Source organism: Actinospineispora eucalypti (genome assembly GCF_039543365.1).
GTDB classification, from domain to species: Bacteria; Actinomycetota; Actinomycetes; order Mycobacteriales; family Pseudonocardiaceae; genus Pseudonocardia; species Pseudonocardia eucalypti.
Genome location: NZ_BAABJP010000001.1, coordinates 721,681 through 744,139, shown reverse-complemented (window position 1 = coordinate 744,139; position 22,459 = coordinate 721,681). Strand labels below are relative to the sequence as shown.

The window sequence follows — 22,459 nt, the reverse complement described above, 5'->3', positions numbered from 1 at the left end:
GCCGATCGGGCCCGGCAATACTAAGAAGCCGACCGAGGTCGCCGGGGCCGTTTGGGAAAACCCATCCGCCCGGGACAGACCGTGATCTCGCCATGCCTCGGGAGGCACCATGACCAGGCCGAACGCTGGGTTGGCCGGTCCGGAGACGCAGATAGTGCAGCCCTCGCCGCGGGTGGAGGGCGGCCAGTTCTGCCGGGTCACCGTGCTCGCCCCGCAGACCCGGATGGACCTGGCCCTGCCCACCGACCTGACCGTGGCCGAGCTGGTGCCGATGCTCACCGAGCTGGCCGGGGAGGTCCCCGGCCAGCCCAACCCGCACACCGGCCCGCTGCCGGTGCCGCACCCGGACGCCCCGGCCAGCTGGTGCCTGGCCGCCGCCGCCGGCGCGGCGCTGCCCCCCGGCGCGACGCTGGCCGGGCTGGGGGTGCTGGACGGGGACCTGCTGCGGCTGCGCCGCAACGCCGAGGCGCCCCCGCCACCGGTGTTCGACGACCCGGTGGACGCGGTGGCCGAGGCCGTCGCGCCGGCCAACGGCGAGCCGGGCGCCTGGGGTTCCGCCGCCGGCGCCGAGCCGGAGCCGTTCGCCGTGCTGCCCTGGACCGAACGCTGCCGCCGGACCGCCGGCATCATCGCCGGGCTGCTCGCCGCGTTGGGCGCATCGGTGCTGCTGGCCGGCGCACGCGGGCTGACCGATCCGGCGGCGAACCCGGTGGCCGCGGTGATCGGCGGCCTCGCGGTGGTCGGAATGCTCGCCGGGGCGATGCGCGCCGCGCAGGGGCGAAACGACACCTCGGCCGCCGGGGCCCGAGGCGCCTCCGTCGCCGGTGTCCGGGGGGCCGCCGGCCCGGTAGCCGGTGCCGGGGCCCGGGGCAGCGCCGGTGGCGGCTCCGGGGCGGCCGCTGCCGGGTCCGGCGCGGACGAACCGGACCGGGTGGCCGGGTCGGTGGCCGTGGCGCTGGCCTTCGCCGCCGTGCCGCTGGCCGCCGTCACCGGGCTGGCCGCGTTGCCCGGCACCCCCGGCGCCGGGCACCTGCTGCTGGCCAGCGCGCTGGCGGCGGCCGCCTCGGCGACCGCCGTCGCCCTGCTGTCCACCGCCGCGCCCGCACTGGTGGCAACCGTGCTGGCGGCCGGGCTGACCTCGTTCGCCGCGCTGTTGGGGGTGTTCGACGTGGCCTCGTTCGGCGGGCTGGCGGCGGCGACATCGGCGGTCGCGGTCGGCCTGCTGCCGCTGTTGCCCCGGGTGAGCGTGCGGCTGGCCGGACTGCCGCCACCGGTGATCCCGACCAGCCCGGAGGACATGATCGCGGCCGACCAGCAGTGGGACTTCGCGGCCCCGGAGGAGATCCGCTACCAGGCCCAGCTGGCGCACACGTACCTGGCCGGGCTGGTGATCGGGGCGTCGGCGGTCGCCGGGTTCGGTGCGCTGCTGGCCGCCGGGACCGGCGGCTGGGCCGGGCCGGCGTTCGCCTCGGTGGTGGTGTGCGCGCTGATGCTGCGCTCGCGGTGCTACGCCACGGCGGCCGCTTCCGCCGCGCCGATGGCCGCCGGGTTGCTCGCCGGCTCCGGGCTGGCCGCCGGGCTGGCCGTACGCGGCCCCGACCTGGCCCGGCTGATCGGTGCGCCGGGGCTGCTGGTGGCGGGCGCGGTGGCGTTCGGACTGGTGTGGCTGGCCGGGCGGCGGGAGTCGTCCCCGGTGGCCCGCCGGACGGCCGACGTGGTGGAGGCGATCCTGGTGGTCGCCACCTTCCCGTTGGCGCTGGCCGTGCTGGACCTCTACTCGAAGCTGCGCGGCCTGTGAAACCGACGCTGGGCGCCGCGCTGGTCATGGTCTCGCTGGTGCTGGCCGGCACCTCGCCGGCGGCCGCGCCGACCGCTACTGTCGCTCCCACCGCGGCCGTCGCACCCACCGCGGCCGTCGCTCCCACCGCGCCCGCCCCCGGGCCGACCGCGCTTTCCGCGCCCGCCCCCGCGCCGCCCCCGCCGGATGCCCGGTATCTGCCCAGCGGCACGCCCACCCCGGTGCCGGGGGTGCGCCGGGGAGACAAGGTGTGCGCCACCACGCCAACCGTGCTCACCGAGCAGACGGCCAAGCCGTACCTGTGGGGCCAACAGCTGCTGAACCTCGAGGAGACCTGGCGGGCGGCCGGCACCAAGGGCAAGGGGGTGCGCATCGCGGTGATCGACACCGGGGTGAACCCGCACCCGCTGCTGCGCGGGCGCCTCTACGCCGGCGGTGACTTCGTGGCCACCGGGGACGGCACCCAGGACTGCGACGCGCACGGCACGGCGGTCGCCGGCATCGCCGCCGCCGCGCCGGACCCGGTGACCGGGTTCTCCGGGGTGGCCCCGGAGGCCGACGTGATCGCCGTCCGGCAGACCAGCGAGTCCTACTCCGACCCGGCCGGCGGCACCGGGACCGCCGGCAACATCGCCTCGCTGGCCCGGGCGGTGCGCCGGGCGGCCGACCTGGGCGCGGACGTGATCAACATTTCCGAGGTGGCCTGCGCGCCGGCCGACGCGGTCGGCGCCGCCGCGCTGCGCGCCGCCATCCGGCACGCGGTGCGGCACGGCGCGGTGGTGGTCGCGGCGGCCGGCAACACCTCGACCACCTGCCGCACCGGGCCGAACCCGGGCATCGTGCCGTTTCCCGCGTGGTTCGACGACGACGTGCTGGCGGTGGCATCCATCGGGCCGGGCGGCGGGGCGTCCTCGTTCACCGTCCCCGGCCCGTGGCTGGACGTCGCCGCCCCCGGCGAGGGCGTCGCCTCGCTGGGCGTGACCGGCGCGGTGACCGAGAAGCTGCACGGCCTGGAGCAGGTCTCCGCGATCGACGGCACCAGCTTCGCCGCGCCGGCGGTGTCCGGGCTGGCCGCACTGATCCACGCGCGCTACCCGAACCTGACCCCCGGCCAGATCATCGACCGGATCACCGCCACCGCCAGCCAGCACTCGGCCGGCCGCTCCGACACCCTCGGCTACGGCACGATCAACCCGCTCGAGGCGCTCACCCGTCAGCCCGCCGTGCTCGCCCCGCCCCGTTCCGACCCGGCCGGCGCCGCGGATGGCCGTCTGTTGCTGGCCCCCTCACCCCATCCGCCCCCGGCCGGACCGGCCGCCGTGTGGGGCGGTGTGCTGGCCCTGCTCGCGTGCCTGACCGCCGGGACCATCGGCGCCGCCCGCGTGCGCACACCCGGCAACCGCTCCCGGTAGACGCGACTACTCCCGCGACAGCGCGGCGAACGCGTCCAGGATCGCGTCCCAGCCGCCCGCGGACTCGAGGCTCTCCCGCATCGCGGCCACCCGGTCGCCGTAGCGCTCCAGGTGCCGGTGCCGCATCGTCACCAGGGTGCCGTCGGCCTGCCCGGTGAACGACACCTCCACCTCGGTCTCGAAGTCGGCCTGGTAGGCCCAGTCGGCGTTGATCTGCCAGAGCAGCACCAGCTCGCCCGGCGGGGCCCAGCGGGCCACCCGGCCCCACTCGCACTCGCTGCCGTCCGTGCCGCGTTCGTACCAGCGGCCGCCGTCCCTCGGCTCGATCAGCACGTCGGCCTGGGGCGCGGAGCCGATCGAGTGCGTCTTGGGCCAGAACTCGCCCATCCGGGTGCTGAACAGCGCAAACGCCCGGTCCGGCGGCAGCGGCACGAGGACCTCGCGGCGCACGGTCACCTCGGTGGTGGATTGGATGCTCATCGGTCTGACTCCTCGGGGTTGTCCCTGGCCGCCTCGGCTTCGGCGAGCGCGGCGAAGTTGTCCAGCGTCTGCGCCCAGAAGCGGTCGAAGTAGCGGCGCACCACCTCGAAGCCGGGCGGGTTGATCCGGTACAGGCGGCGGGTTCCGTTGACCGACTCCACCACCAGCTCCGCGTTCTTCAGCACCCGCAGGTGTTGGGAGACCGCCGGCCGGGAGACCGGCAGCCGCCCGGCGAGCACGCCCACCGCCAGCGGTCCGTCGACCAGCTCATCCAGGATCGAACGTCGGGTCGCGTCGCCAAGGGCGTCCAGTACGGCGGCGGTGCTCGCGGGCATGTCGGTAAGTCTGCACGAACGGTAAGTCAGAGTCAACCGTTCGCGGGTACTTACCGAGTTTTAGTTCGTCTGCGCGACCAGGACGTCCACCGTTCGCTGGGCCTGCGCCACGTCCAGGGTGGAGCCGGTGGGCAGCAGGCGCAGCGCCTCCACCGGCACCGGGATCGCCTCGGCGATGCCCAGCGCATCGGCCGTGTCCGTGTTGGCCACCGGGTAGGCCGCACCGGTCTCGGACAGCAGCCAGAGCGCGCCCTGCACCCGTTCCCCGCCGCGCCTCGGACGCTGGCAGTCCGACTCCCGGGCCACCGCGCAGGCGACCAGTGCGGTCTTCGCCGGGAAAGCCACCGCGTCCAGCTTCGGCCCGGCCCCGTCCTGTTGGGACAGCGGGGCCATCGTGCGGCGTTCGGGCAGCGGGGGTGCCTTGCCGGCCAGAATCTCCCCCAGGCGGCCGTTCCAGCGCAGGCACACCGTGGCGGTCTCCGGCGCGATCCTGGGGAACAGCCTCGGCAGGCTCTCCACGCCGGCCAGCTTGGAGCGAGGCGCGGCATTGATCTCCTCGGCGCGCAGGCTGTCCGGCGGGCGGCTCCGGTCGGCGCCGTTCGCCGCGCGCAGCAGGTTCGCCACCGGCTCGCCGACCTCCTGCACACCGTTCATGAGCACCAGGTAGAACGCATCCCCCTGACCGGGCCGGACCACCCGCACCACGTCCCCGACCTGTCGCCCGGGCAGCCCGGCGCTGCGCTGGCCGGCGCTCTGCGGGCGCGGGCCGCCGGTCAGGGGTACACCGGTGGGGATCACGTCCAGCAGGGTCTCGGAGGCCGCCCGGGCTGGCACGTCCGCCAACCCGTACGCGGACCGCGCCTCGGTGCTCTCCACCGCGTGCTTCAGGCCGCCCATGACCAGGTAGTCCCGCCCGCCGCCGGTCAGCAGCAACGCGTCGGGACCGTCCAGCTTCGGCGCCGGGGTGGCGTCGGCGACCAGCACGCTGCGCCCGTCGGTGTCGCACAGCACCCACGGCCCCCGGGGCATCCCCTCGCGCGCGTTGGGCACGGGCAGCGCGGCGATCGCGCCGGGGACGGCCGCCGGCGCGGTGCGGGGCGCCTGGTCCAGCACGGCGTCGTCGATCTGCTTGGGTTCACCGGTCGACGGACCGCCGGCCGCCCCGCCGCCGGCGTTGGCCTTCTCCGCCGCGAACCGGACCAGCCGGGCCGCCGCCAGGTTCGTCACCGGGACCAGCCGGTCCGGGTTGTGGATCACGGCGAACATCCGGCCGGACTGCTTGCCGGCCACCACCTCGTGGATGTTCCACCGCGGCTTGGGGAAAAGCATGGAGACCAGCACCGCACCCAGCAGCGCGACCATGCCCAGCGCCATCCCGGTGGCCACCACCCGCCGCTGACCCCGGAGCTCTTCGTGCAGCGGCACCGGATCACGCCGGGCCAGCGCGGACTCCAACCGACGCTGACCGAAGCGGTAAGCGTCCAGCTGAACCCGGGTCACCGGTTCCCGCGCCACGCGAAAACCGTAGCCGCGCCACCCCCACCGCCGTGGCGGTTTGGCGAATCTACCCGTCCGAGCTCGGCAGAGCTCGGCGAGAAGAACTCAAGTCAGCTCGGCGACCAGGAGGGTGGGCACCAGGCGGCCGTCCGCGATGGCCTGGCCCAGGTTGCGGATCTTCACGAAGAAGCTGTCGCCCATCACCACGTGCATGCCGATCGGCGGCATGTCCTCCTTGGCCATTTCCCGCAGCTTGGCCAACTGGGCCAGCGCCGGCTCGCGCAGGTCCTGCTCCTCACCCACGGTGAACCCGGCCTCGCCGAGCACCCGCCGGTACTCGGCCACCGGCTCCACGAAGCTGATCTCCTCGTGGTTCGCCCAGGGCAGCGGGAAGGTCAGCTCGGCGCCGTCCTCGGTGTCGGTCATCAGGTCGTAGACCACGAGCCGCCCGCCCGGCCGCAGCACCCGCGCCGCCTGGGCGCACAGCGCCGCCTTGTGCTCCACGTTCATCCCGACGTGCAGCATCACCGCGCCGTCGAACGCGTCGTCCCCGAACGGCAGCGCGGTCACGTCACCCTGCCGGAAGCTCACCTGCTCGGCCAGCCCGCAGCGCTTGGTGAGCTCCTCGGCCACCTCGATGTTCTCCCTGGTCAGGTCCACCCCGGTGACCTGGCAGCCGTGGTGGCGGGCCAGGTAGCGGGCCGACCCGCCCAGCCCGCAGCCCAGGTCCAGGACCTGGGCACCGGACTCGGGGGCGAGCAGCTCGGCGACCCGCTCGGTGGCCAGCCGGGAGCCGGTGTGCATCTCGTCCATCGGCGACACGTCGTCGGAGTCCAGCGGCGCGACCGACTTGCCGGCCGCCGCGACCGCGTCCAGCACCGAGGAGAGCAGTGCGCTGCGGGTGTAGTGCCGGGTCACCGGGTCCTGCGCCTCCGGGGCGGCACTCGCGGCCACCGCGGCGGCGCCAGCGGCGGCGGCACCCGCGACCGCGGCGGTCGGCGCGGCCGGGTCCACCAGTGAGGCCGGGTCCAGGTCGGCGAACGGGTCCTCGTCGCGGGCCGGCATCGCGTTGGTGCCGAACGCGCCAAGGGCATCCGTGTCGGTCTGCTGCTCCTCCATCGCCACTCCCAGCTCGGCTCTCCGCGCCGGCCGCACGGCCCGCGATCAGCGTGCGGGTGGCCGTGGCGCGATGTGCGCCGGCAGCCGGACCCTGCGGGTGATCGTGGCACGCGCGGCCAGTTCGGCATCCGGCGGGTAGTCCACCCCGGTCAGGGTCAACCCGTGCGCCGGGGCGACGGCGACATCGCTGGCCCGTTCGGCGCGGCGCAGCAGCCCGGCCGGCCAGTCCACCGGCCGCTGGCCCCGCCCCACGGCGAGCAGGGCGCCCACCAGGCTGCGCACCATCGAGTGGCAGAACGCGTCCGCGCTGACTTCGGCGGCCAGCACGCCGTCCTCGCCCGGCACCGGCGCCCAGACCAGCCGCTGCAGCTCGCGGATGGTGGTCGCGCCCTCCCGGTGCCGGCAGTAGGCGGCGAAGTCGTGCTCCCCGAGCAAACCCTCGGCGGCCGCGTTCATCGCGGCCGGATCGGCGCCGTAGGGCCAGGAAACGGTGTCCCTGGCCCGCAGCGGCTCGGCCCCGTGCGGCCCGACGGCCACCCGGTACCGGTAGTGCCGGCGCAGCGCGGCGAACCGCGCGTCGAACTCCGCCGGAACCTCGGTGACCGCCCGCACCCGCACGTCCGTCGGCAGCAACCGGGCCAGCCGGCGCACCAGCCGATCGCCCAGCTCGGTCTCCGCCGGCAGGTCCACGTGCGCCACCTGCCCGGTGGCGTGCACGCCGGCGTCGGTCCGCCCGGCCACCGTCAACGCAACCGGCCGGCGCACACATGTGCTGAGCGCCTCGGTGAGGACGCCGCACACGGTGCGCCGGCCGGGTTGCACGGCCCAACCTGAGTAGTCGGTGCCGTCGTAGCTGATGTCCAGCCGCGCCCTGACGAGCGGAGCGGGGACGTTCAGGAGCCGTCGTCCTTCTTCTCGGACGCCTGGGTCGAGTCGTCGGACTTGGCGTCGTCGGACTTGGCCTCGGCGGCCTTCGCCTCGGCGCCGTCCTCGGCCTTGGCCTCGGTGGCGTCCTCGGGCTTGGTCTCCTCGGCCTTGGCCTCGGCGGCCTCGTCCGCCTTGGCGTCGGCGGTGTCGTCCGCCTTGGCCTCGGTGGTCTCGGCCTTCTTGCCCTGGCGCGACCCGGCGACCCGGCGAGCCCGGTCCGCCTCGGCGGAGACGGTCTCGCTGGTGATCAGCTCGATCACCGCCATCGGGGCGTTGTCGCCCTTGCGCGGCAGCGTCTTGGTGATCCGGATGTAGCCACCGTTGCGGGAGGCGAACAGCGGAGCAAGCTCGCTGGTCAGCCGGTGCAGGATGGTCTTGTTCCGGATGACCTTGGCGATCTCCCGCACATTGTGCAGGTCACCCCGCTTGGCCTTGGTGATCAGCCGCTCCGCGTACGGGCGCAGCCGCTTGGCCTTGGCCTCGGTGGTGGTGATCTTGCCGTGGTCGAACAGCGACGTGGCCAGGTTGGCCAGCATCAACCGCTGGTGCGCCGGCGAGCCGCCAAGGCGGGGCCCCTTGGTGGGCTGTGGCATTTTGCGCTCCTTCGTCACGCCCGTGAGTGGAAAGTGTGGCTACCGCTTCGCGGCGCCGAAGGCGTAGCCATACTCGCCACTCACGGAGGTTTGCGCCTTCGGCGCCCGTGAGTGGCGAGTATGGCTATAGCCACACTTTCCACTCACGGGTAGCCGGAGGCTACAGTTGTTCGGTTTCGGCGTAGTCCTGGCCGTCGTCGCCGAGCTGGTCCGGGTCGAAGCTCACACCGTCGTAGTCGCCGCCACCGGCCAGGGAGGCGTCGAACCCAGGGGGGCTGTCCTTCAGCGCGAGGCCCAGTCCGACCAGCTTCATCTTGACCTCGTCGATCGACTTGGCCCCGAAATTCCTTATATCCAGCAGGTCGGCCTCGCTGCGCCCGACCAGCTCGCCCACGGTGTGGATGCCCTCGCGCTTGAGGCAGTTGTAGGACCGGACGGTCAGGTCCAGCTCCTCGATCGGCATCGCGAAGGCCGCGATGGTGTCCGCCTCCTGCGGGGACGGGCCGATCTCGATGCCCTCGGCGTCCACGTTCAGCTCGCGGGCCAGGCCGAACAGCTCGACCAGCGTCTTGCCGGCCGAGGCCAGCGCGTCGCGCGGGGTCATGGACGGCTTGGTCTCGACGTCCAGCACCAGCTTGTCGAAGTCGGTGCGCTGCTCGACGCGGGTCGCCTCGACCTTGTAGGTCACCTTGAGGACCGGCGAGTAGATCGAGTCGACCGGGATCCGGCCGATCTCCGCGCCGGAGACCTTGTTCTGCACCGCCGGCACGTAGCCACGGCCCCGCTCGACGACCAGCTCGACCTCGAGCTTGCCCTTGTCGTTCAGGGTGGCGATGTGCAGGTCCGGGTTGTGCACGGTGACCCCGGCCGGCGGCACGATGTCACCGGCGGTGACCGTGCCCGGCCCCTGCTTGCGCAGGTACATGGTGACCGGCTCGTCCTCCTCGGAGCTGATCACCAGCTCCTTCAGGTTCAGGATGATGTCGGTGACGTCTTCCTTCACCCCGGGGACCGTGGTGAACTCGTGCAGCACGCCGTCGATGCGGATGCTGGTGACCGCCGCCCCCGGGATGGAGGACAGCAGGGTCCGGCGCAGCGAGTTGCCGAGCGTGTAACCGAAACCCGGCTCCAGCGGCTCGATCACGAACCGTGACCGGGTCTCGCCAACCGTGTCCTCAGTCAAACTGGGACGCTGAGAGATCAGCACTTCGTTTTCTCCTTCGTTCCACGGCGACCGCTATTTGACGCCGCGAGTGCCGGCCCAGGGCCGGCGACCTGCGAGGCTCCCTACCGCCCCTCAGGGGTATTGCTCTGATCGGAGCCAGGTGGCGGGCTGGCAAGGCCGCACCGAGCGCCGCGTGCTGGAGCACGCAAGCGAGGGAGAACGCCGCCAGCGCGCCTCCTGGCTTCGATCACTTGGAGTAAAGCTCGACGATTAGTTGTTCGGTGACCTGCGTGTCGATCTGCGCGCGCTCGGGCAGCTGGTGGATCAGGATCCGCAGCTTCTCGGGCACGACCTGCATCCACGCCGGGACCGGGCGGTCGCCTTGGGTCTCCTTGGCGATGATGAACGGGTCCATCTTCAGCGACTTCGGCCGCACGTCGATGATGTCGTACTGGGACACCCGGAAGCTGGGAATGTCCACCGCGTGGCCGTTGACCACGAAGTGCCCGTGGTTGACCAGCTGGCGGGCCATCCGGCGGGTGCGCGCCAGGCCGGCGCGGTACACCACGTTGTCCAGCCGGGACTCCAGGATCTGCAGCAGGTTGTCGCCGGTCTTGCCCTCCCGGCGGCTGGCCTCCTCGTAGTAGCGGCGGAACTGCTTCTCCAGCACGCCGTACGCGAAGCGGGCCTTCTGCTTCTCCTGCGACTGCAGCAGGTACTCGGTCTCCTTCACCCGGATCCGGCCGTGCTGGCCGGGCGGGTAGGGGCGACGCTCGAACGCCTGGTCACCGCCGACGAGGTCGACCTTCAGCCGGCGGGACTTGCGGGTCATGGGGCCGGTGTAGCGAGCCATCTCTGCTTCTCCTCCCCTAGACCCGGCGCCGCTTGGGCGGACGGCAGCCGTTGTGCGGCTGCGGGGTGACGTCGGAAATCGTGCCGACCTCGAGGCCGGCGGCCTGCAGCGAACGGATCGCGGTCTCCCGGCCGGAACCGGGACCCTTGACGAACACGTCCACCTTGCGCATGCCGTGCTCCTGCGCCTTGCGGGCCGCGTTCTCGGCGGCCATCTGCGCGGCGAAGGGGGTCGACTTGCGGGAGCCCTTGAACCCCACGTGCCCGGCCGAGGCCCAGGCGATCACCGCGCCCTGCGGGTCGGTGATGGACACGATGGTGTTGTTGAAGGTGCTCTTGATGTGCGCGTGGCCGTGCGCAACGTTCTTCTTCTCCTTGCGGCGGACCTTCTTCGGCCCGGCACCGGCCCTACCCTTCGGCGGCATTACTTCTTACCTGCCTTCTTCTTGCCGGCCACGGTCTTCTTCGGACCCTTGCGGCTACGGGCGTTGGTCTTGGTCCGCTGGCCGTGCACGGGCAGGCCACGACGGTGCCGGATGCCCTGGTAGCAGCCGATCTCGATCTTCCGGCGGATGTCCGCCTGGACCTCCCGGCGAAGGTCACCCTCGACCTGGTAGCTGTTCTCGATGAAGTCCCGGAGCTTGGCCAGGTCCTCGTCGGAAAGGTCGCGGGCGCGCTGGTCGCCGTTCACGCCGGTCGACGTGAGAATGTCCTTGGAGCGGCTACGGCCGATGCCGTAGATGTAGGTCAGCGCGATCTCCAACCGCTTCTCGCGGGGGAGGTCGACGCCGGATAGCCGTGCCATGCGGCGGTGTTCTCCTCGTCTGTTTCGTCCAGGTGTGCTTCCCGACCGCCCCGGTTCACCTCGGTGACCGGGCCCCGGCCTGGATTCCGGGGGCGAACCCGCTCCTCATGAGCGGGCAGGTGCGGGAAGGACCTCTATGTCGACTGCTGGGTGCGGGTGATCAGCCCTGGCGCTGCTTGTGGCGCAGGTTCTCGCAGATCACCATGACCCGCCCGTGACGGCGGATCACCTTGCACTTGTCGCAGATCTTCTTGACGCTCGGCTGGACCTTCACGTCCGTCGCTTTCTTGTACTCGTCGTCACTTGTAGCGGTAGACGATACGGCCGCGGCTCAGGTCGTACGGGGACAGCTCGACCACGACTCGGTCCTCCGGCAGGATGCGGATGTAGTGCTGCCGCATCTTGCCGCTGATGTGCGCGAGCACCCGGTGACCGTTCTCCAGCTCCACGCGAAACATCGCGTTCGGCAGTGGTTCGACCACGCGGCCCTCGACCTCGAGTGCCCCGTCCTTCTTGGCCATGTCCTCCGCGTTTCGTAACGAACTCGTCTTATGGTGGGCACGCGCCTACACCGGGACCGAGAGTGCGGGGAGGCACGACGGAACCAGCGCACAAGAACGCGCCGTACCAACAGTGTACGTGCCCTTGCGCACCCATCCCAAACCGGGTAGTGCGCGAGTTCAGCGACCTGCGTAGCGGCGCGGCGCGATCCGGCGCAACAGCAGGACCATACCCCACGGCCCGGCCACCCAGATCCACCACGGATACACCGCCGCACCGGCGCCGACCGACACCAGCGCCCAGATCATCAGGTTCACCAGGCTGGCGAACAGCCAGGCCGCCGACTCGATCCGGAACGCCACCGCCCGCCCGCGCGACGACCCGCACCCGGACCGCCGCACGCCGACCTCCCTGGCCGGCAGGTCGGCGGTCAGCGGCCCGAGCTCGTCGTAGGTGACGGCCGCATAGGCCGCCGCCACCCGCTCGTCGAACTCGGCCAGGCTGATCCGCCCCTCGTCGTGCGCCTGCCGCAGCCGGTCCGCCACCCGCGCCCGGTCCACGTCAGCCGCCCGCAACGCCTGAGCGCTCATGACTCCCACCTCCGCATTGGAAACACCGTTACCATAACACCGTTTCCAATGCCCCGCCACCACCCAAAATCGCGATTCAGTGACTTCTGGCGGGTGGTTCAGTGACTTCTGGCGCCAGAAGTGACTGAACCACCCTGCTGAAGTGACTGAATCAGGTCGAGGGGGTTAGAGGGCCTTTAGCTCCTCGGTGACCTCGCTGACGGACTTCTTCGCGTCGCCGAAGAGCATGGACGTGCGGTCGGAGTAGAACAGCGGGTTGTCGATGCCGGCGAACCCGGAGTTCATCGAGCGCTTCAGCACGATCACGTTGTGCGCCTCGTCCACATTCAAGATTGGCATGCCATAGATCGGGCTCGACGAGTCGTTGCGCGCGGCCGGGTTGGTCACGTCGTTCGCGCCGATCACCAGGGCGACGTCCGTGCGGGCGAACTCGCCGTTGATGTCGTCCATCTCCTTGAGCGACTCGTACGGCACGTCCGCCTCGGCCAGCAGCACGTTCATGTGCCCGGGCATCCGGCCGGCCACCGGGTGGATGGCGTACTTGACGGTGACGCCCTTGGCCTCGAGCAGCTTGGCCATGTCCTTCACCGCGTGTTGCGCCTGCGCCACCGCCATGCCGTAGCCGGGCACCACGACGACCTGCTCGGCGTAGGCCATCTGGATCGCCGCGTCGGCGGCGCTGGTGGACTTGACCGTGCGGTCCACGCCGTCCGCGCCGCCCACCGCCGTTCCGCTGCCGCCGAAGCCACCGGCCACGATCGACGGGATGGACCGGTTCATCGCCTTGGCCATCTGGTCGGTCAGGATGGAACCGGACGCGCCCACGATCATGCCCGCGACGATCATCGCGGTGTTGGACAGCGCCAGACCGGTGGCCGCCGCCGCCAGGCCGGTGAACGCGTTCAGCAGCGAGATCACCACCGGCATGTCCGCGCCGCCGATGGGCAGCACCACCATCACGCCGAGCACCGCCGCGATCAGCAGCACACCGACGATGAGCAGCTCGGAGGTGCCGCCGGTGCCGATCACCACGGCCAGCACGATCGCGGCGACCAGCAACAGCGCGTTCAGCCCGATCTGCGCCCTGCCGAGCCCGATCGGCCGGCCGGGCAGGATCTCCTGCAGCTTGCCGTAGGCGATCAGCGAGCCCCAGAAGGAGATCGACCCGACGACCGCGGAGAACAGGGAGGCGACCACGAAGTAGGTCGGGTGCCCGACGTAGCCGGGCGCGTCCCGGAACTCCACCCAGGCGATCAGCGCCACCGCACCGCCGCCCACACCGTTGAACAACGCCACCATCTGCGGCATCGCGGTCATCTTCACCTGGCGCGCCGACGGCACGCCGAGCAGCGTGCCGATCACGATCCCGATGAGGATCAGCACCCAGGTGGACATCCCGGGCAGGAGCAGCGTGGCGATGAGCGCGATGCCCATGCCGACGGCGGCGATCCAGTTGCCGCGCACCGCGGTCTTCGGGCCGGTCAGGCCCATCAGGCCGTAGATGAACAGCGCGAACGCCACGATGTACAGCGAGGTGACCAGGGTGTTCACGCCTTCTCCTCAACCTTCGCCTCGCCGCGCTTCGGGCCGCCCTTGAACATGCCCAGCATCCGGTCGGTCACCAGGAAGCCGCCGACCACGTTGATCGTGCCGAAGGCGATGGCGATGACCAGCAGGACCTTGCTGAACACGTCCAGGTGCGCACCGTCCAGGCCGAGCACCACGATGCCGCCGAGCAGCACGATGCCGTGGATGGCGTTGGTGCCCGACATCAGCGGGGTGTGCAGCGTGTTCGGCACCTTGGAGATCACCGCGAAGCCGACGAAGCCGGCCAGCACCAGGATCGCCAGGTTCGCCAACAGGGTCGATTCCATTACTTCGCCTCCTTGCCCGCGACGCACGACTTGTCGAGCACCTCGTCGGAGAAGTCCGGCGCCAGGCGACCCTCGTCGTCGATCATCAGTTCCAGCAGCGCCGACACGTTGCGCGAGTAGAGCTCGCTGGCGTGCTCCGGCATGCCGGCCGGCAGGTTCAGCGGGGAGGCGATGGTGACGTCGTGGCGGACCACGGTCTGGCCCGGCTCGGTCAGCTCGCAGTTGCCGCCGGTCTCGCCGGCCAGGTCCACCACCACGCTGCCCGGCTTCATGCCGCGCACCGCCTCGGCGGTCACCAGCTTCGGCGCCGGGCGCCCGGGCACCAGCGCGGTGGTGATCACCACGTCGAACCCGGTGATCGCGTCGGTCAGCCGCTTCTGCTGCTCGGCCCGCTCGTCCTCGGTCAGCTCGCGGGCGTAGCCACCCTCGCCGGCGGCCTCGATACCCAGCTCCAGCCACTGCGCTCCCAGTGAACGCACCTGGTCGGCCACGTCGGGCCGCACGTCGTAACCGGTGGTCCGCGCGCCCAGCCGCTTCGCCGTGGCCAGCGCCTGCAGGCCGGCGACGCCCACGCCCAGCACCAGCGCGGTGGCCGGCTTCACCGTGCCGGCGGCGGTGGTCAGCATGGGGAAGAACCGGGTCGACTCGGTGGCCGCCACCAGCACCGCCTTGTAACCGGACACGTTGGCCTGGGAGGACAGCGCGTCCATCGACTGCGCCCGGGAGATCCGGGGGATCGACTCCATGGCGAACGCCCGCACGCCGGCCTCGTCCAGCTTCTGGATCACCTCGGGGTGGGCCAACGGGGCCAGGAAGCCGACCAGCGTGGTGCCCCGGCCCAGCCTGGCGATCTCCTCGTCACTGGGCGGCGCGACCTTCACCACCACGTCGGCGGCCCACGGGTCGCCGATGGTGGCGCCGGCGTCGGTGTACTGCTGATCCGGGAGCAGCGCGGCCAGCCCGGCCTCGGTCTCGACGACGACTTCCAGGCCCTTGCCGGTCAGGCGCTCGACGACCTTGGGCACCAGAGCCACCCGTCGCTCGCCCGCACCCGACTCGCGGGGCACACCTATCCGCGTGCGGCGCGCGGCCGCCGCTTCACCTGTAGCAGTCACAGCGCGAAGCATTGACCATGCCCCGGCATGCGTCCAGTGCAAGCGCGTTTCGGCGTGGCGAGGCTAACAGCTAAAGACTTGGTAAGCATTCTGTAGACAGTATACGCAACTCCTGATTCAGTCACCTGAGCACGGTGATTCAGTCGTTCGAGCAGGAAGAGGTGGTACACATGCGCCGGACGGCTGGGGATGCGAGCGGCTGAGCTCGCCGGTCACATCCGCCACCAGCGTGCTGAACCCACTGAACCAGCGTGCTGGACCCACTGAACCAGCGTGCTGAACTCACTGAATCAGCGTGCTGAAGTGACTGGATCAGGCGGGGGCGGTGAGCACCCAGGGGCCGTCGTCGGTGATCGCCACGGTGTGCTCCCAGTGAGCGGCCCGGGAGCCGTCCACGGTGACCACGGTCCACTCGTCTTCCAGCGTGCGGGTCTCGGCGGTGCCGGCGGTGAGCATCGGCTCGATGGCCAGCACCCCGCCCGCCACCAGCCGGCGGCCCTGACCGGGCGCACCCAGGTTGGGCAGGAACGGGTCCATGTGCATGCTGGTGCCGATGCCGTGCCCGCCGTACTCGGCGATGATGCCGTAGTCCACGCCGTCCCGGCTGGCCGCCGCCAGCGAAGCGGTCTCCACCGCGTGCGAGATGTCGGTGAGCCGGCCACCGGGCAGCGCGGCCGCGATGCCGGCCTCCAGCGCCTCCCGGCAGGCGGCGGACAGCGCCAGGTCGGCCGCCGACACCTCGCCGACGCCGAAGGTCACCGCCGAGTCGCCGTGCCACCCGGCCACGATCGCCCCGCAGTCCACCGACAGCAGGTCACCGTCCGCCAACACCTGCTCGGCGGAGGGGATTCCGTGCACGATCTGGTCGTTCGCCGAGGCGCAGATGCTGCCCGGGAAGCCGTGGTAGCCGAGGAACGAGGGCACTCCGCCGCCGTCCCGGATGGTCTGCTCGGCCACGGCGTCCAGCTCCAGGGTGCTGACCCCGGCCTTGGCGTGTTCCATCACCGAGGCCAGCGCCCGGGCCACCAGCAGCCCGGCCTCGCGCATGGCGTCCAGCTCGTCACGTGTCTTGCGCTCCAGGGGCCGTCCCCCCGGCCCGAACCGGTCCCGGAGGCCGGCCAACCGCCCGCACATCCGTTGTCAGGCCTTCCCCAAAGCTTCCACGATCCGGTCGGTGATCTCCGCGACCTCGCCGACCGCGTCCACCGTGACCAGCCGGTCCGCGTAGTACTCCAGCAGCGGGGCGGTCTCCTCGCGGTAGACCTCCTGGCGGCGGCGGATCACGTCCTCGGTGTCGTCATCGCGGCCGCGCCCCAGCAACCGGGCGATCAGCGTCTCCTCCGGCACGTCCAGCGCGACCACCGCGTCCAGCTCGTCGCTGGTCTCGGTGAGCAGCGAGGTCAGCCCGTCCGCCTGGGTGAGCGTGCGCGGGAAGCCGTCCAGGATGAAGCCCTTGGCGGCGTCCTCATCGGCCAGCCGGTCCCGCACCATGCCCACGGTCACCTCGTCCGGCACCAGCTCGCCCGCGTCCATGTACCGCTGCGCGGCCAGGCCGAGTTCGGTGCGCTGACCGAGGTTGGCTCGGAACAGGTCCCCGGTGGAGATGTGCGGGACGTCGAGACGCTCCGCGAGCCGAACGGCCTGCGTCCCCTTACCCGCGCCCGGCGGGCCGACCAATACCAGTCGCACGCGACACCGACCTTCCTTCTCGTGATAGCAGCCTCGAAAAACTCCAGATTAACGGAGGAAGCCCTCGTAGTTCCGCTGCATGAGCTGAGATTCGATCTGCTTCACAGTGTCAAGCCCCACACCCACCATGATCAGCACAGCGGTTCCACCGAACGGGAAGTTCTGGTTGTTGCCCGCGGAGGTGATGCCGAGGAAGAAGTTCGGCAGCACCGCGATCACGCCCAGGTACAGCGACCCGGGGAGGGTGATCCGGCTGAGCACGAACTGCAGGTACTCGGCGGTGGGCCGGCCGGGACGGATGCCCGGGATGAACCCGCCGTACTTCTTCATCTCCTCCGCCCGCTCCTCCGGGTTGAAGGTGATGCCCACGTAGAAGTAGGTGAAGAAGACGATGAGCAGGAAGTACAGCGCGATGTGCACCCAGCTGGCGCCGTCCGACACGTACGTCTGGACGAACCGGTTGAAGGCGCTGTCCGCATTGCCGGAGAGGCGCGAGATCAGGTCGGGGAGGTAGAGCAACGAGGAGCCGAAGATGACCGGGATGACACCCGCCTGGTTCACCTTCAGCGGTAGGTAGGTGGAGGTGCCGCCGTACATCCGGCGGCCGACCATGCGCTTGGCGTACTGCACCGGGATGCGCCGCTGGCCCTGCTCGACGAACACCACGCTGGCGATGATCGCCAGGCCGAACACGCAGATCCCGACGAAGACCATGACGCCCTGGTTGGTCAGGATGGCGCCACCCTCGGTGGGGATGCGGGCCGCGATCGAGGTGAAGATCAGCAGCGACATGCCGTTGCCGATGCCGCGCTCGGTGATCAGCTCACCCAGCCACATGATCACCGCCGTGCCGGCGGTCATCACGATGACGATGACGGCCAGGGTGTAGACGGTGGAGTCCGGGATGATCGGCTTGTCGCAGTTGCCGAACATGCCGCCCCGGTCGGCCAGCGCGACGATCCCGGTTGACTGCAGGATGGCCAGGCCGATGGTCAGGTACCGGGTGTACTGCGTCAGCTTGGTCTGGCCGGACTGGCCTTCCTTCTTCAGCTGGTCGAACCGCGGGATCACCACGGTGAGCAGCTGGACGATGATGCTCGCGGTGATGTAGGGCATGATGCCCAGCGCGAAGATCGACAGCTGCAGCAGCGCACCACCGCTGAACAGGTTGATCAGGGCGTAGACACTCTGGTTCTCACCCTGCTCCACCTCCGCGATGCATGCCTGCACGTTGGGGTAGGAGACACCCGGCGAGGGCAGCGTGGCGCCCAGCCGGTAGACAGCCACGATCCCGAGAGTGAAGAGGATCTTCTTTCGGAGGTCCGGCGTCGCAAATGCCGACCGGAACGCGCCTAGCACCGTGTGCGATCCTCCCGTGCTGGGGCGTCGCCGTGGAATGTGCACGCGACGCCGTGCTGAATACTCACATCCGGCCGCTACCAGCCAGGACGCCGACGACCGTCGATGCTAACAGCCGGCCCAGACGCGCCCCGAGGGGCCGTCTGGGCCGGTGTCGGCTAAAGGTCGCTGGCGGTGCCGCCGGCGGCGGCGATCTTCTCCCGAGCGCTGCCGGAGAACTTGTGCGCGCTCACTTCCAGCTTCACGCCGCCCAGGTCACCGTCTCCGAGGACCTTGACCAGTTCGTTCTTCCGCACCGCGCCGGCCTCGACCAGCTCGTCCGGGCCGACCTGGCCGCCCTTGGGGAACAGCCGGGCCAGGTCGCCGACGTTGACCACCTGGTACTCGACGCGGAACCGGTTGCGGAAACCCTTCAACTTGGGCAGCCGCATGTGGATGGGCATCTGCCCACCCTCGAAGCCGGCCGGCACGGTCTTCCGCGCCTTGGTGCCCTTGGTACCGCGGCCGGCGGTCTTGCCGCCCTTGCCACCTTCACCACGGCCGACCCGCGTCTTGGCGGTCTTCTCGCCGGGCGCCGGGCGCAGGTGATGAATCTTGATCGTCATTTCGCGTCAACCTCCTCCACCGTGACCAGGTGGCGGACGGTGTTGATCATCCCGCGCACCGCCGGGGTGTCATCCCGTACCACCGACTGGCGGATCTTGCGCAGCCCGAGGGTGCGCAGGGTGGCGCGCTGGTTCTGCTTGCAGCCGATGGTACTGCGCGTCTGCGTGACCTTGAGCGAAGCCATCACGCACCCTTCCCAGCCGCGGCGGCCGCGCGAGCGCGCAGCATCGCCGCCGGAGCGACGTCCTCCAGCGGCAGGCCACGCCGGGCGGCCACCTCCTCGGGACGCTGGATGCTCTTCAGCGCGGCCACCGTGGCGTGCACCACGTTGATCGCGTTGTCGCTGCCGAGGGACTTGGAGAGCACGTCGTGGATGCCCGCGCACTCCAGCACGGCGCGCACCGGACCACCGGCGATGACCCCGGTACCGGGGCTGGCCGGCATCAGCAGGACCACACCGGCGGCCGCTTCACCCTGCACCCGGTGCACGATCGTGCCGCCGATGCGCGGGATCTTGAAGAAGTTCTTCTTGGCCTCTTCCACGCCCTTGGCGATGGCGGCCGGAACTTCCTTGGCCTTGCCGTAGCCGACGCCGACCATGCCGTCGCCGTCGCCCACGATCATCAGCGCGGTGAAGCTGAACCGACGACCACCCTTGACGACCTTGGCCACCCGGTTGATGGTGACCAGCCGCTCGATGTACGGGGTCTTCTCCTGGGCCGCCCCGCCACGGCCTCCGTCCCGACGGTCCCGACGGTCCCGGGAGTCGGAGCGGCCATCGCCGCTGCCGCCACCCGGACCGCCCTGGCCGCCGTCACGCCGCGTGCGTCCCGGCATCAGACGTTCCCTTCCATGTGAACACTCATCAGAACTCCAGCCCGCCCTCGCGCGCCGCATCGGCGAGCGCGGCGATCCGGCCGTGGTAGTTGTAGCCGCCCCGGTCGAACACGGCCGCGGTGACGCCGGCCGACTTGGCCCGGTCCGCGAGCAGCTCGCCGACCTTGGCCGCGCGAGCCTTCTTGTCGCCGTCCAGCGCCCGCACGTCCGCCTCCATGGTGGAGGCCGAAGCCACGGTGTGGCCGGCCACGTCGTCGATCAGCTGCGCGTTCATGTGCCGCGCGCTGCGGTTGACCACGAGGCGGGGCCGCTCCGGAGTGCCATTGATCTTCTTGCGCAGCCGGGCATGCCGGCGCGCCCGCGCCAGACGCCGCTGCGCGGAGACCCGCAAACCGACAGTCTTCGTAGCCATCACTTACCCGTCTTTCCGACCTTGCGCCGGATGTTCTCGCCGGCGTAGCGCACGCCCTTGCCCTTGTAGGGGTCCGGCTTGCGCAGCTTGCGGAGGTTCGCGGCGACCTCACCGACCAGTTGCTTGTCGATGCCCTGCACCGAGAACCGGGTGGGGTTCTCGACGACGAAGGTGATGCCGTTCGGCGCGGTCACCGAGATCGGGTGGCTGTAGCCGAGCGCGAACTCCAGGGTGGAGCCCTTGAGCGCGACCCGGTAACCGACCCCGTGGATCTCCATCTTCTTCTCGTAGCCGGCGGTGACGCCGACCACGAGGTTGTTCACCAGGGAGCGGGACAGGCCGTGCATGGCCTTGCTGCGCCGCTCGTCGTCCGGCCGGGTGAGCTGGATCGTGCCGTCGTCGCCGCGCTCGATGGCGATCGGCTCGATCACGGTGTGCTCGAGGCTGCCCTTCGGGCCCTTCACGGTCACCGTGCGGCCGTCGATCTTGACGTCGACGCCGTTGGGCACCTGGACCGGGAGCTTTCCGATACGTGACATGGTCGCGGACCCCCTACCAGACGAAGGCGAGGACTTCCCCGCCTACCCCACGCATGCTCGCCTGCCGGTCGGTCATCAGGCCGGACGAGGTGGAGATGATCGCCACCCCGAGGCCGCCGAGCACCTTCGGCAGGTTTGTGGACTTCGCGTACACCCGCAGGCCGGGCTTGGAGACCCGCCGGAGGCCGGCGATGCTGCGCTCCCGGTTGCGGCCGTACTTCAGGTCGACAACCAGGGAGCGGCCCACCTCGGCCTGCTCGGTGTCGAAGCCGGCGATGTAGCCCTCCTTCTGGAGGATCTCCGCGATCGCCACCTTCAGCTTCGAGTGCGGCATGACCACGCGGTCGTGGTACGCCGAGTTGGCGTTGCGCAGACGCGTGAGCATGTCTGCGATCGGGTCGGTCATCGTCATGGTGACCCCGTCACCTTTCTCACCGCGGTTCCCCCTTGCTGGAGGCCTCCGGTGTTCGGTTCTCCGGTGATTACGAGATCACCAGGAAGACTTGGACACTCCGGGCAGCTCGCCGCGGTGCGCCATTTCGCGCACGCAGATGCGGCACAGCCCGAACTTGCGCAGCACGGCGCGAGCACGCCCGCACCGCTGGCACCGGGTGTAGCCGCGCACCCCGAACTTGGGCGTCTGCGCGGCCTTGTTGACCAGCCCCTTCTTGGCCATCAGCTGATCAGCTCTCCTTGAACGGGAAGCCCAGGAGCCGCAGCAGCTCCCGACCTTCCTCATTGGTGTTGGCGGTCGTCACAAGCGTGATGTCCATGCCGCGCGGACGGTCGATCGAGTCCGGGTCGATCTCGTGGAACATGGACTGCTCGGACAGGCCGAAGGTGTAGTTGCCGTTGCCGTCGAACTGCGTCGGCGACAACCCCCGGAAGTCCCGGATCCGGGGCAGCGCGATGGTCAGCAGCCGGTCCAGGAACTCCCACATCCGGTCCCCACGCAGGGTGGCCCGCGCACCGATCGGCATGCCTTCGCGCAACTTGAACTGCGCGATCGACTTGGTCGCCCGGCGCACCTCGGGCCGCTGCCCGGTGATGGTGGCCAGGTCCCGCACCGCGCCGTCGATCAGCTTGGAGTCACGGGCGGCGTCCCCGACGCCCATGTTCACCACGACCTTGACCAGGCCGGGTACCTGCATCACGTTGGCGTACTCGAACTTGTCCTTCAGCTTCCCGGCGATTTCCTCGCGGTAACGGGCCTTCAGCCGGGGTAGCTCGCGCGCTTCGACAGCGGTGGACATCAGATCTCCTTCCCGGTGCGCTTGGAGATCCGGACGCGGCTGACCTTGCCGGTCTCGTCGTCCTTGACCACACGCCGGCCAACCCGGGTCGGGTTGCCCTCCGGGTCGACCAGCATCACGTTGGAGACGTGGATCGACGCCTCCTGGGTGACGATGCCGCCGGACTGCGCACCGCGCTGCGTGGTGGTCACCCGGGTGTGCTTCTTGATCCGGTTGACGCCCTCGACGAGCACGCGCTGCTTGGCCGGGTAGGACTGGATGACCTTGCCCCTGGCGCCCTTGTCCTTGCCGGCGATCACCACAACGGTGTCGCCCTTCTTGATCTTCATGATTTAGAGCACCTCCGGCGCGAGCGAGATGATCCGCATGAACCTCTTGTCGCGCAGCTCGCGGCCCACCGGGCCGAAGATCCGGGTGCCTCGGGGCTCACCGTCCGGCTTGATCAGCACGGCGGCGTTCTCGTCGAACCGGATGTAGGAACCGTCCGGGCGGCGCTTCTCCTTGACGGTGCGCACGACCACGGCCTTCACCACATCGCCCCGCTTGACCCCGGCGCCCGGGATGGCGTCCTTGACGGTGGCGACGATGATGTCGCCGATCCGCGCATAACGGCGCGCCGACCCGCCCAGCACCCGGATGCACAGGATCTCCTTGGCACCGGTGTTGTCCGCGACCCGCAGCCGCGATTCCTGCTGGATCAT

The 22,459-nt window shown here is 70.7% G+C and carries 31 protein-coding genes; 2 read left to right on the top strand and 29 right to left on the bottom strand.

What is annotated here, in order from left to right; translation table 11 throughout:
* Positions 1-109: 109 nt before the first annotated feature.
* Positions 110-1,798, top strand: a complete 1,689-nt coding sequence (gene eccD, locus ABEB12_RS03590; protein WP_185058941.1) for a type VII secretion integral membrane protein EccD — start codon at positions 110-112, stop codon at positions 1,796-1,798.
* On the top strand, positions 1,795-3,210 hold the full coding sequence (gene mycP / locus ABEB12_RS03585) for a type VII secretion-associated serine protease mycosin (protein WP_185058940.1): 1,416 nt from the start codon (positions 1,795-1,797) through the stop codon (positions 3,208-3,210). The genes eccD and mycP overlap by 4 nt, the downstream gene beginning before the upstream one ends.
* Positions 3,211-3,216: 6 nt before the next feature.
* Here mycP and ABEB12_RS03580 read toward each other — a convergent pair whose 3' ends face one another.
* The 29 genes from ABEB12_RS03580 to rplN all read right to left on the bottom strand — a co-directional run bounded on the left by ABEB12_RS03580 (position 3,217) and on the right by rplN (position 22,459).
* Positions 3,217-3,690: an SRPBCC domain-containing protein gene (locus ABEB12_RS03580; protein WP_185058939.1), complete on the bottom strand. Its 474-nt coding sequence runs from the start codon at positions 3,688-3,690 to the stop codon at positions 3,217-3,219.
* Entirely contained in the window at positions 3,687-4,025 is a 339-nt protein-coding gene (locus ABEB12_RS03575; protein ID WP_185058938.1) for a metalloregulator ArsR/SmtB family transcription factor, read from the bottom strand. Before ABEB12_RS03575 ends, ABEB12_RS03580 begins: the two co-directional genes overlap by 4 nt.
* A gap of 60 nt (positions 4,026-4,085) precedes the next feature.
* Positions 4,086-5,540 carry a type VII secretion protein EccB gene (gene eccB / locus ABEB12_RS03570; RefSeq protein WP_185058937.1) on the bottom strand — a complete coding sequence of 485 codons (1,455 nt, stop codon included), beginning with the start codon at positions 5,538-5,540 and terminating at the stop codon, positions 4,086-4,088.
* Positions 5,541-5,627: 87 nt separating this feature from the next.
* Positions 5,628-6,641 (bottom strand): methyltransferase domain-containing protein, encoded by a 1,014-nt coding sequence (locus ABEB12_RS03565; protein ID WP_185058936.1) that lies wholly within the window; start codon positions 6,639-6,641, stop codon positions 5,628-5,630.
* A gap of 45 nt (positions 6,642-6,686) precedes the next feature.
* Positions 6,687-7,505: a tRNA pseudouridine(38-40) synthase TruA gene (gene truA, locus ABEB12_RS03560; protein WP_221497817.1), complete on the bottom strand. Its 819-nt coding sequence runs from the start codon at positions 7,503-7,505 to the stop codon at positions 6,687-6,689.
* 29 nt (positions 7,506-7,534) lie between these two features.
* A complete protein-coding gene (gene rplQ / locus ABEB12_RS03555) occupies positions 7,535-8,161 on the bottom strand; it encodes a 50S ribosomal protein L17 (protein WP_185058935.1) in 627 nt (208 codons plus the stop codon).
* A gap of 160 nt (positions 8,162-8,321) precedes the next feature.
* Positions 8,322-9,368 (bottom strand): DNA-directed RNA polymerase subunit alpha, encoded by a 1,047-nt coding sequence (locus ABEB12_RS03550; protein ID WP_185058934.1) that lies wholly within the window; start codon positions 9,366-9,368, stop codon positions 8,322-8,324.
* Between the two features lie 205 nt (positions 9,369-9,573).
* On the bottom strand, positions 9,574-10,179 hold the full coding sequence (rpsD, locus tag ABEB12_RS03545; protein ID WP_185058933.1) for a 30S ribosomal protein S4: 606 nt from the start codon (positions 10,177-10,179) through the stop codon (positions 9,574-9,576).
* 16 nt (positions 10,180-10,195) lie between these two features.
* Complete coding sequence (rpsK, locus tag ABEB12_RS03540; protein ID WP_185058932.1) at positions 10,196-10,603, bottom strand: 30S ribosomal protein S11; 408 nt, start codon at positions 10,601-10,603, stop codon at positions 10,196-10,198.
* Positions 10,603-10,983 (bottom strand): 30S ribosomal protein S13, encoded by a 381-nt coding sequence (gene rpsM / locus ABEB12_RS03535; protein WP_185058931.1) that lies wholly within the window; start codon positions 10,981-10,983, stop codon positions 10,603-10,605. The genes rpsK and rpsM overlap by 1 nt, the downstream gene beginning before the upstream one ends.
* A gap of 160 nt (positions 10,984-11,143) precedes the next feature.
* Positions 11,144-11,257 carry a 50S ribosomal protein L36 gene (rpmJ, locus tag ABEB12_RS03530; RefSeq protein ID WP_010148647.1) on the bottom strand — a complete coding sequence of 38 codons (114 nt, stop codon included), beginning with the start codon at positions 11,255-11,257 and terminating at the stop codon, positions 11,144-11,146.
* Between the two features lie 25 nt (positions 11,258-11,282).
* A complete protein-coding gene (gene infA / locus ABEB12_RS03525; protein WP_185058930.1) occupies positions 11,283-11,504 on the bottom strand; it encodes a translation initiation factor IF-1 in 222 nt (73 codons plus the stop codon).
* 159 nt (positions 11,505-11,663) lie between these two features.
* Positions 11,664-12,074 (bottom strand): DUF1707 domain-containing protein, encoded by a 411-nt coding sequence (locus tag ABEB12_RS03520; RefSeq protein WP_185058929.1) that lies wholly within the window; start codon positions 12,072-12,074, stop codon positions 11,664-11,666.
* A 165-nt stretch (positions 12,075-12,239) separates the two neighbouring features.
* Complete coding sequence (locus ABEB12_RS03515; protein ID WP_185058928.1) at positions 12,240-13,625, bottom strand: NAD(P)(+) transhydrogenase (Re/Si-specific) subunit beta; 1,386 nt, start codon at positions 13,623-13,625, stop codon at positions 12,240-12,242.
* A complete protein-coding gene (locus ABEB12_RS03510) occupies positions 13,622-13,948 on the bottom strand; it encodes a proton-translocating transhydrogenase family protein (protein WP_185058927.1) in 327 nt (108 codons plus the stop codon). The genes ABEB12_RS03515 and ABEB12_RS03510 overlap by 4 nt, the downstream gene beginning before the upstream one ends.
* The gene (locus tag ABEB12_RS03505; RefSeq protein WP_185058926.1) at positions 13,948-15,075 is read right to left on the bottom strand and encodes a Re/Si-specific NAD(P)(+) transhydrogenase subunit alpha; all 1,128 of its coding nucleotides are present in this window, start codon (positions 15,073-15,075) and stop codon (positions 13,948-13,950) included. The genes ABEB12_RS03510 and ABEB12_RS03505 overlap by 1 nt, the downstream gene beginning before the upstream one ends.
* A gap of 300 nt (positions 15,076-15,375) precedes the next feature.
* Positions 15,376-16,185, bottom strand: coding sequence for a type I methionyl aminopeptidase (gene map / locus ABEB12_RS03500; protein WP_345702506.1), 810 nt, complete (start codon positions 16,183-16,185; stop codon positions 15,376-15,378).
* 18 nt (positions 16,186-16,203) lie between these two features.
* On the bottom strand, positions 16,204-16,752 hold the full coding sequence (locus tag ABEB12_RS03495; RefSeq protein ID WP_185058924.1) for an adenylate kinase: 549 nt from the start codon (positions 16,750-16,752) through the stop codon (positions 16,204-16,206).
* A gap of 48 nt (positions 16,753-16,800) precedes the next feature.
* Positions 16,801-18,111, bottom strand: a complete 1,311-nt coding sequence (gene secY / locus ABEB12_RS03490) for a preprotein translocase subunit SecY (RefSeq protein ID WP_185058923.1) — start codon at positions 18,109-18,111, stop codon at positions 16,801-16,803.
* A gap of 158 nt (positions 18,112-18,269) precedes the next feature.
* On the bottom strand, positions 18,270-18,716 hold the full coding sequence (rplO, locus tag ABEB12_RS03485) for a 50S ribosomal protein L15 (protein ID WP_185058922.1): 447 nt from the start codon (positions 18,714-18,716) through the stop codon (positions 18,270-18,272).
* Positions 18,713-18,901 carry a 50S ribosomal protein L30 gene (gene rpmD / locus ABEB12_RS03480; RefSeq protein WP_185058921.1) on the bottom strand — a complete coding sequence of 63 codons (189 nt, stop codon included), beginning with the start codon at positions 18,899-18,901 and terminating at the stop codon, positions 18,713-18,715. Before rpmD ends, rplO begins: the two co-directional genes overlap by 4 nt.
* Positions 18,901-19,554 (bottom strand): 30S ribosomal protein S5, encoded by a 654-nt coding sequence (gene rpsE, locus ABEB12_RS03475; protein ID WP_185058920.1) that lies wholly within the window; start codon positions 19,552-19,554, stop codon positions 18,901-18,903. Before rpsE ends, rpmD begins: the two co-directional genes overlap by 1 nt.
* A 28-nt stretch (positions 19,555-19,582) precedes the next feature.
* Positions 19,583-19,966, bottom strand: a complete 384-nt coding sequence (gene rplR / locus ABEB12_RS03470) for a 50S ribosomal protein L18 (RefSeq protein WP_185058919.1) — start codon at positions 19,964-19,966, stop codon at positions 19,583-19,585.
* The gene (gene rplF, locus ABEB12_RS03465; protein ID WP_185058918.1) at positions 19,966-20,505 is read right to left on the bottom strand and encodes a 50S ribosomal protein L6; all 540 of its coding nucleotides are present in this window, start codon (positions 20,503-20,505) and stop codon (positions 19,966-19,968) included. Before rplF ends, rplR begins: the two co-directional genes overlap by 1 nt.
* 13 nt (positions 20,506-20,518) lie before the next feature.
* Complete coding sequence (gene rpsH / locus ABEB12_RS03460) at positions 20,519-20,917, bottom strand: 30S ribosomal protein S8 (protein WP_185058917.1); 399 nt, start codon at positions 20,915-20,917, stop codon at positions 20,519-20,521.
* 78 nt (positions 20,918-20,995) lie between these two features.
* The gene (locus tag ABEB12_RS03455; protein ID WP_185058916.1) at positions 20,996-21,181 is read right to left on the bottom strand and encodes a type Z 30S ribosomal protein S14; all 186 of its coding nucleotides are present in this window, start codon (positions 21,179-21,181) and stop codon (positions 20,996-20,998) included.
* Between the two features lie 7 nt (positions 21,182-21,188).
* Complete coding sequence (gene rplE / locus ABEB12_RS03450) at positions 21,189-21,758, bottom strand: 50S ribosomal protein L5 (protein ID WP_185058915.1); 570 nt, start codon at positions 21,756-21,758, stop codon at positions 21,189-21,191.
* Positions 21,758-22,087: a 50S ribosomal protein L24 gene (gene rplX, locus ABEB12_RS03445; protein ID WP_185058914.1), complete on the bottom strand. Its 330-nt coding sequence runs from the start codon at positions 22,085-22,087 to the stop codon at positions 21,758-21,760. Before rplX ends, rplE begins: the two co-directional genes overlap by 1 nt.
* A gap of 3 nt (positions 22,088-22,090) precedes the next feature.
* Positions 22,091-22,459, bottom strand: a complete 369-nt coding sequence (gene rplN / locus ABEB12_RS03440; RefSeq protein ID WP_185058913.1) for a 50S ribosomal protein L14 — start codon at positions 22,457-22,459, stop codon at positions 22,091-22,093.

Bases quoted from the DNA above. Each gene is read 5' to 3' on its own strand.
- eccD (WP_185058941.1), top strand. From the start codon at position 110: ATGACCAGGCCGAACGCTGGGTTGGCCGGTCCGGAGACGCAGATAGTG.
- ABEB12_RS03580 (WP_185058939.1), bottom strand. From the start codon at position 3,690: ATGAGCATCCAATCCACCACCGAGGTGACCGTGCGCCGCGAGGTCCTC.
- ABEB12_RS03575 (WP_185058938.1), bottom strand. From the start codon at position 4,025: ATGCCCGCGAGCACCGCCGCCGTACTGGACGCCCTTGGCGACGCGACC.
- ABEB12_RS03565 (WP_185058936.1), bottom strand. From the start codon at position 6,641: ATGGAGGAGCAGCAGACCGACACGGATGCCCTTGGCGCGTTCGGCACC.
- rplQ (WP_185058935.1), bottom strand. From the start codon at position 8,161: ATGCCACAGCCCACCAAGGGGCCCCGCCTTGGCGGCTCGCCGGCGCAC.
- rpsD (WP_185058933.1), bottom strand. From the start codon at position 10,179: ATGGCTCGCTACACCGGCCCCATGACCCGCAAGTCCCGCCGGCTGAAG.
- rpsK (WP_185058932.1), bottom strand. From the start codon at position 10,603: ATGCCGCCGAAGGGTAGGGCCGGTGCCGGGCCGAAGAAGGTCCGCCGC.
- rpsM (WP_185058931.1), bottom strand. From the start codon at position 10,983: ATGGCACGGCTATCCGGCGTCGACCTCCCCCGCGAGAAGCGGTTGGAG.
- infA (WP_185058930.1), bottom strand. From the start codon at position 11,504: ATGGCCAAGAAGGACGGGGCACTCGAGGTCGAGGGCCGCGTGGTCGAA.
- ABEB12_RS03520 (WP_185058929.1), bottom strand. From the start codon at position 12,074: ATGAGCGCTCAGGCGTTGCGGGCGGCTGACGTGGACCGGGCGCGGGTG.
- ABEB12_RS03510 (WP_185058927.1), bottom strand. From the start codon at position 13,948: ATGGAATCGACCCTGTTGGCGAACCTGGCGATCCTGGTGCTGGCCGGC.
- ABEB12_RS03505 (WP_185058926.1), bottom strand. From the start codon at position 15,075: ATGCTTCGCGCTGTGACTGCTACAGGTGAAGCGGCGGCCGCGCGCCGC.
- rplO (WP_185058922.1), bottom strand. From the start codon at position 18,716: ATGACGATCAAGATTCATCACCTGCGCCCGGCGCCCGGCGAGAAGACC.
- rpmD (WP_185058921.1), bottom strand. From the start codon at position 18,901: ATGGCTTCGCTCAAGGTCACGCAGACGCGCAGTACCATCGGCTGCAAG.
- rpsE (WP_185058920.1), bottom strand. From the start codon at position 19,554: ATGCCGGGACGCACGCGGCGTGACGGCGGCCAGGGCGGTCCGGGTGGC.
- rplR (WP_185058919.1), bottom strand. From the start codon at position 19,966: ATGGCTACGAAGACTGTCGGTTTGCGGGTCTCCGCGCAGCGGCGTCTG.
- rplF (WP_185058918.1), bottom strand. From the start codon at position 20,505: ATGTCACGTATCGGAAAGCTCCCGGTCCAGGTGCCCAACGGCGTCGAC.
- rpsH (WP_185058917.1), bottom strand. From the start codon at position 20,917: ATGACGATGACCGACCCGATCGCAGACATGCTCACGCGTCTGCGCAAC.
- ABEB12_RS03455 (WP_185058916.1), bottom strand. From the start codon at position 21,181: ATGGCCAAGAAGGGGCTGGTCAACAAGGCCGCGCAGACGCCCAAGTTC.
- rplE (WP_185058915.1), bottom strand. From the start codon at position 21,758: ATGTCCACCGCTGTCGAAGCGCGCGAGCTACCCCGGCTGAAGGCCCGT.
- rplX (WP_185058914.1), bottom strand. From the start codon at position 22,087: ATGAAGATCAAGAAGGGCGACACCGTTGTGGTGATCGCCGGCAAGGAC.
- rplN (WP_185058913.1), bottom strand. From the start codon at position 22,459: ATGATCCAGCAGGAATCGCGGCTGCGGGTCGCGGACAACACCGGTGCC.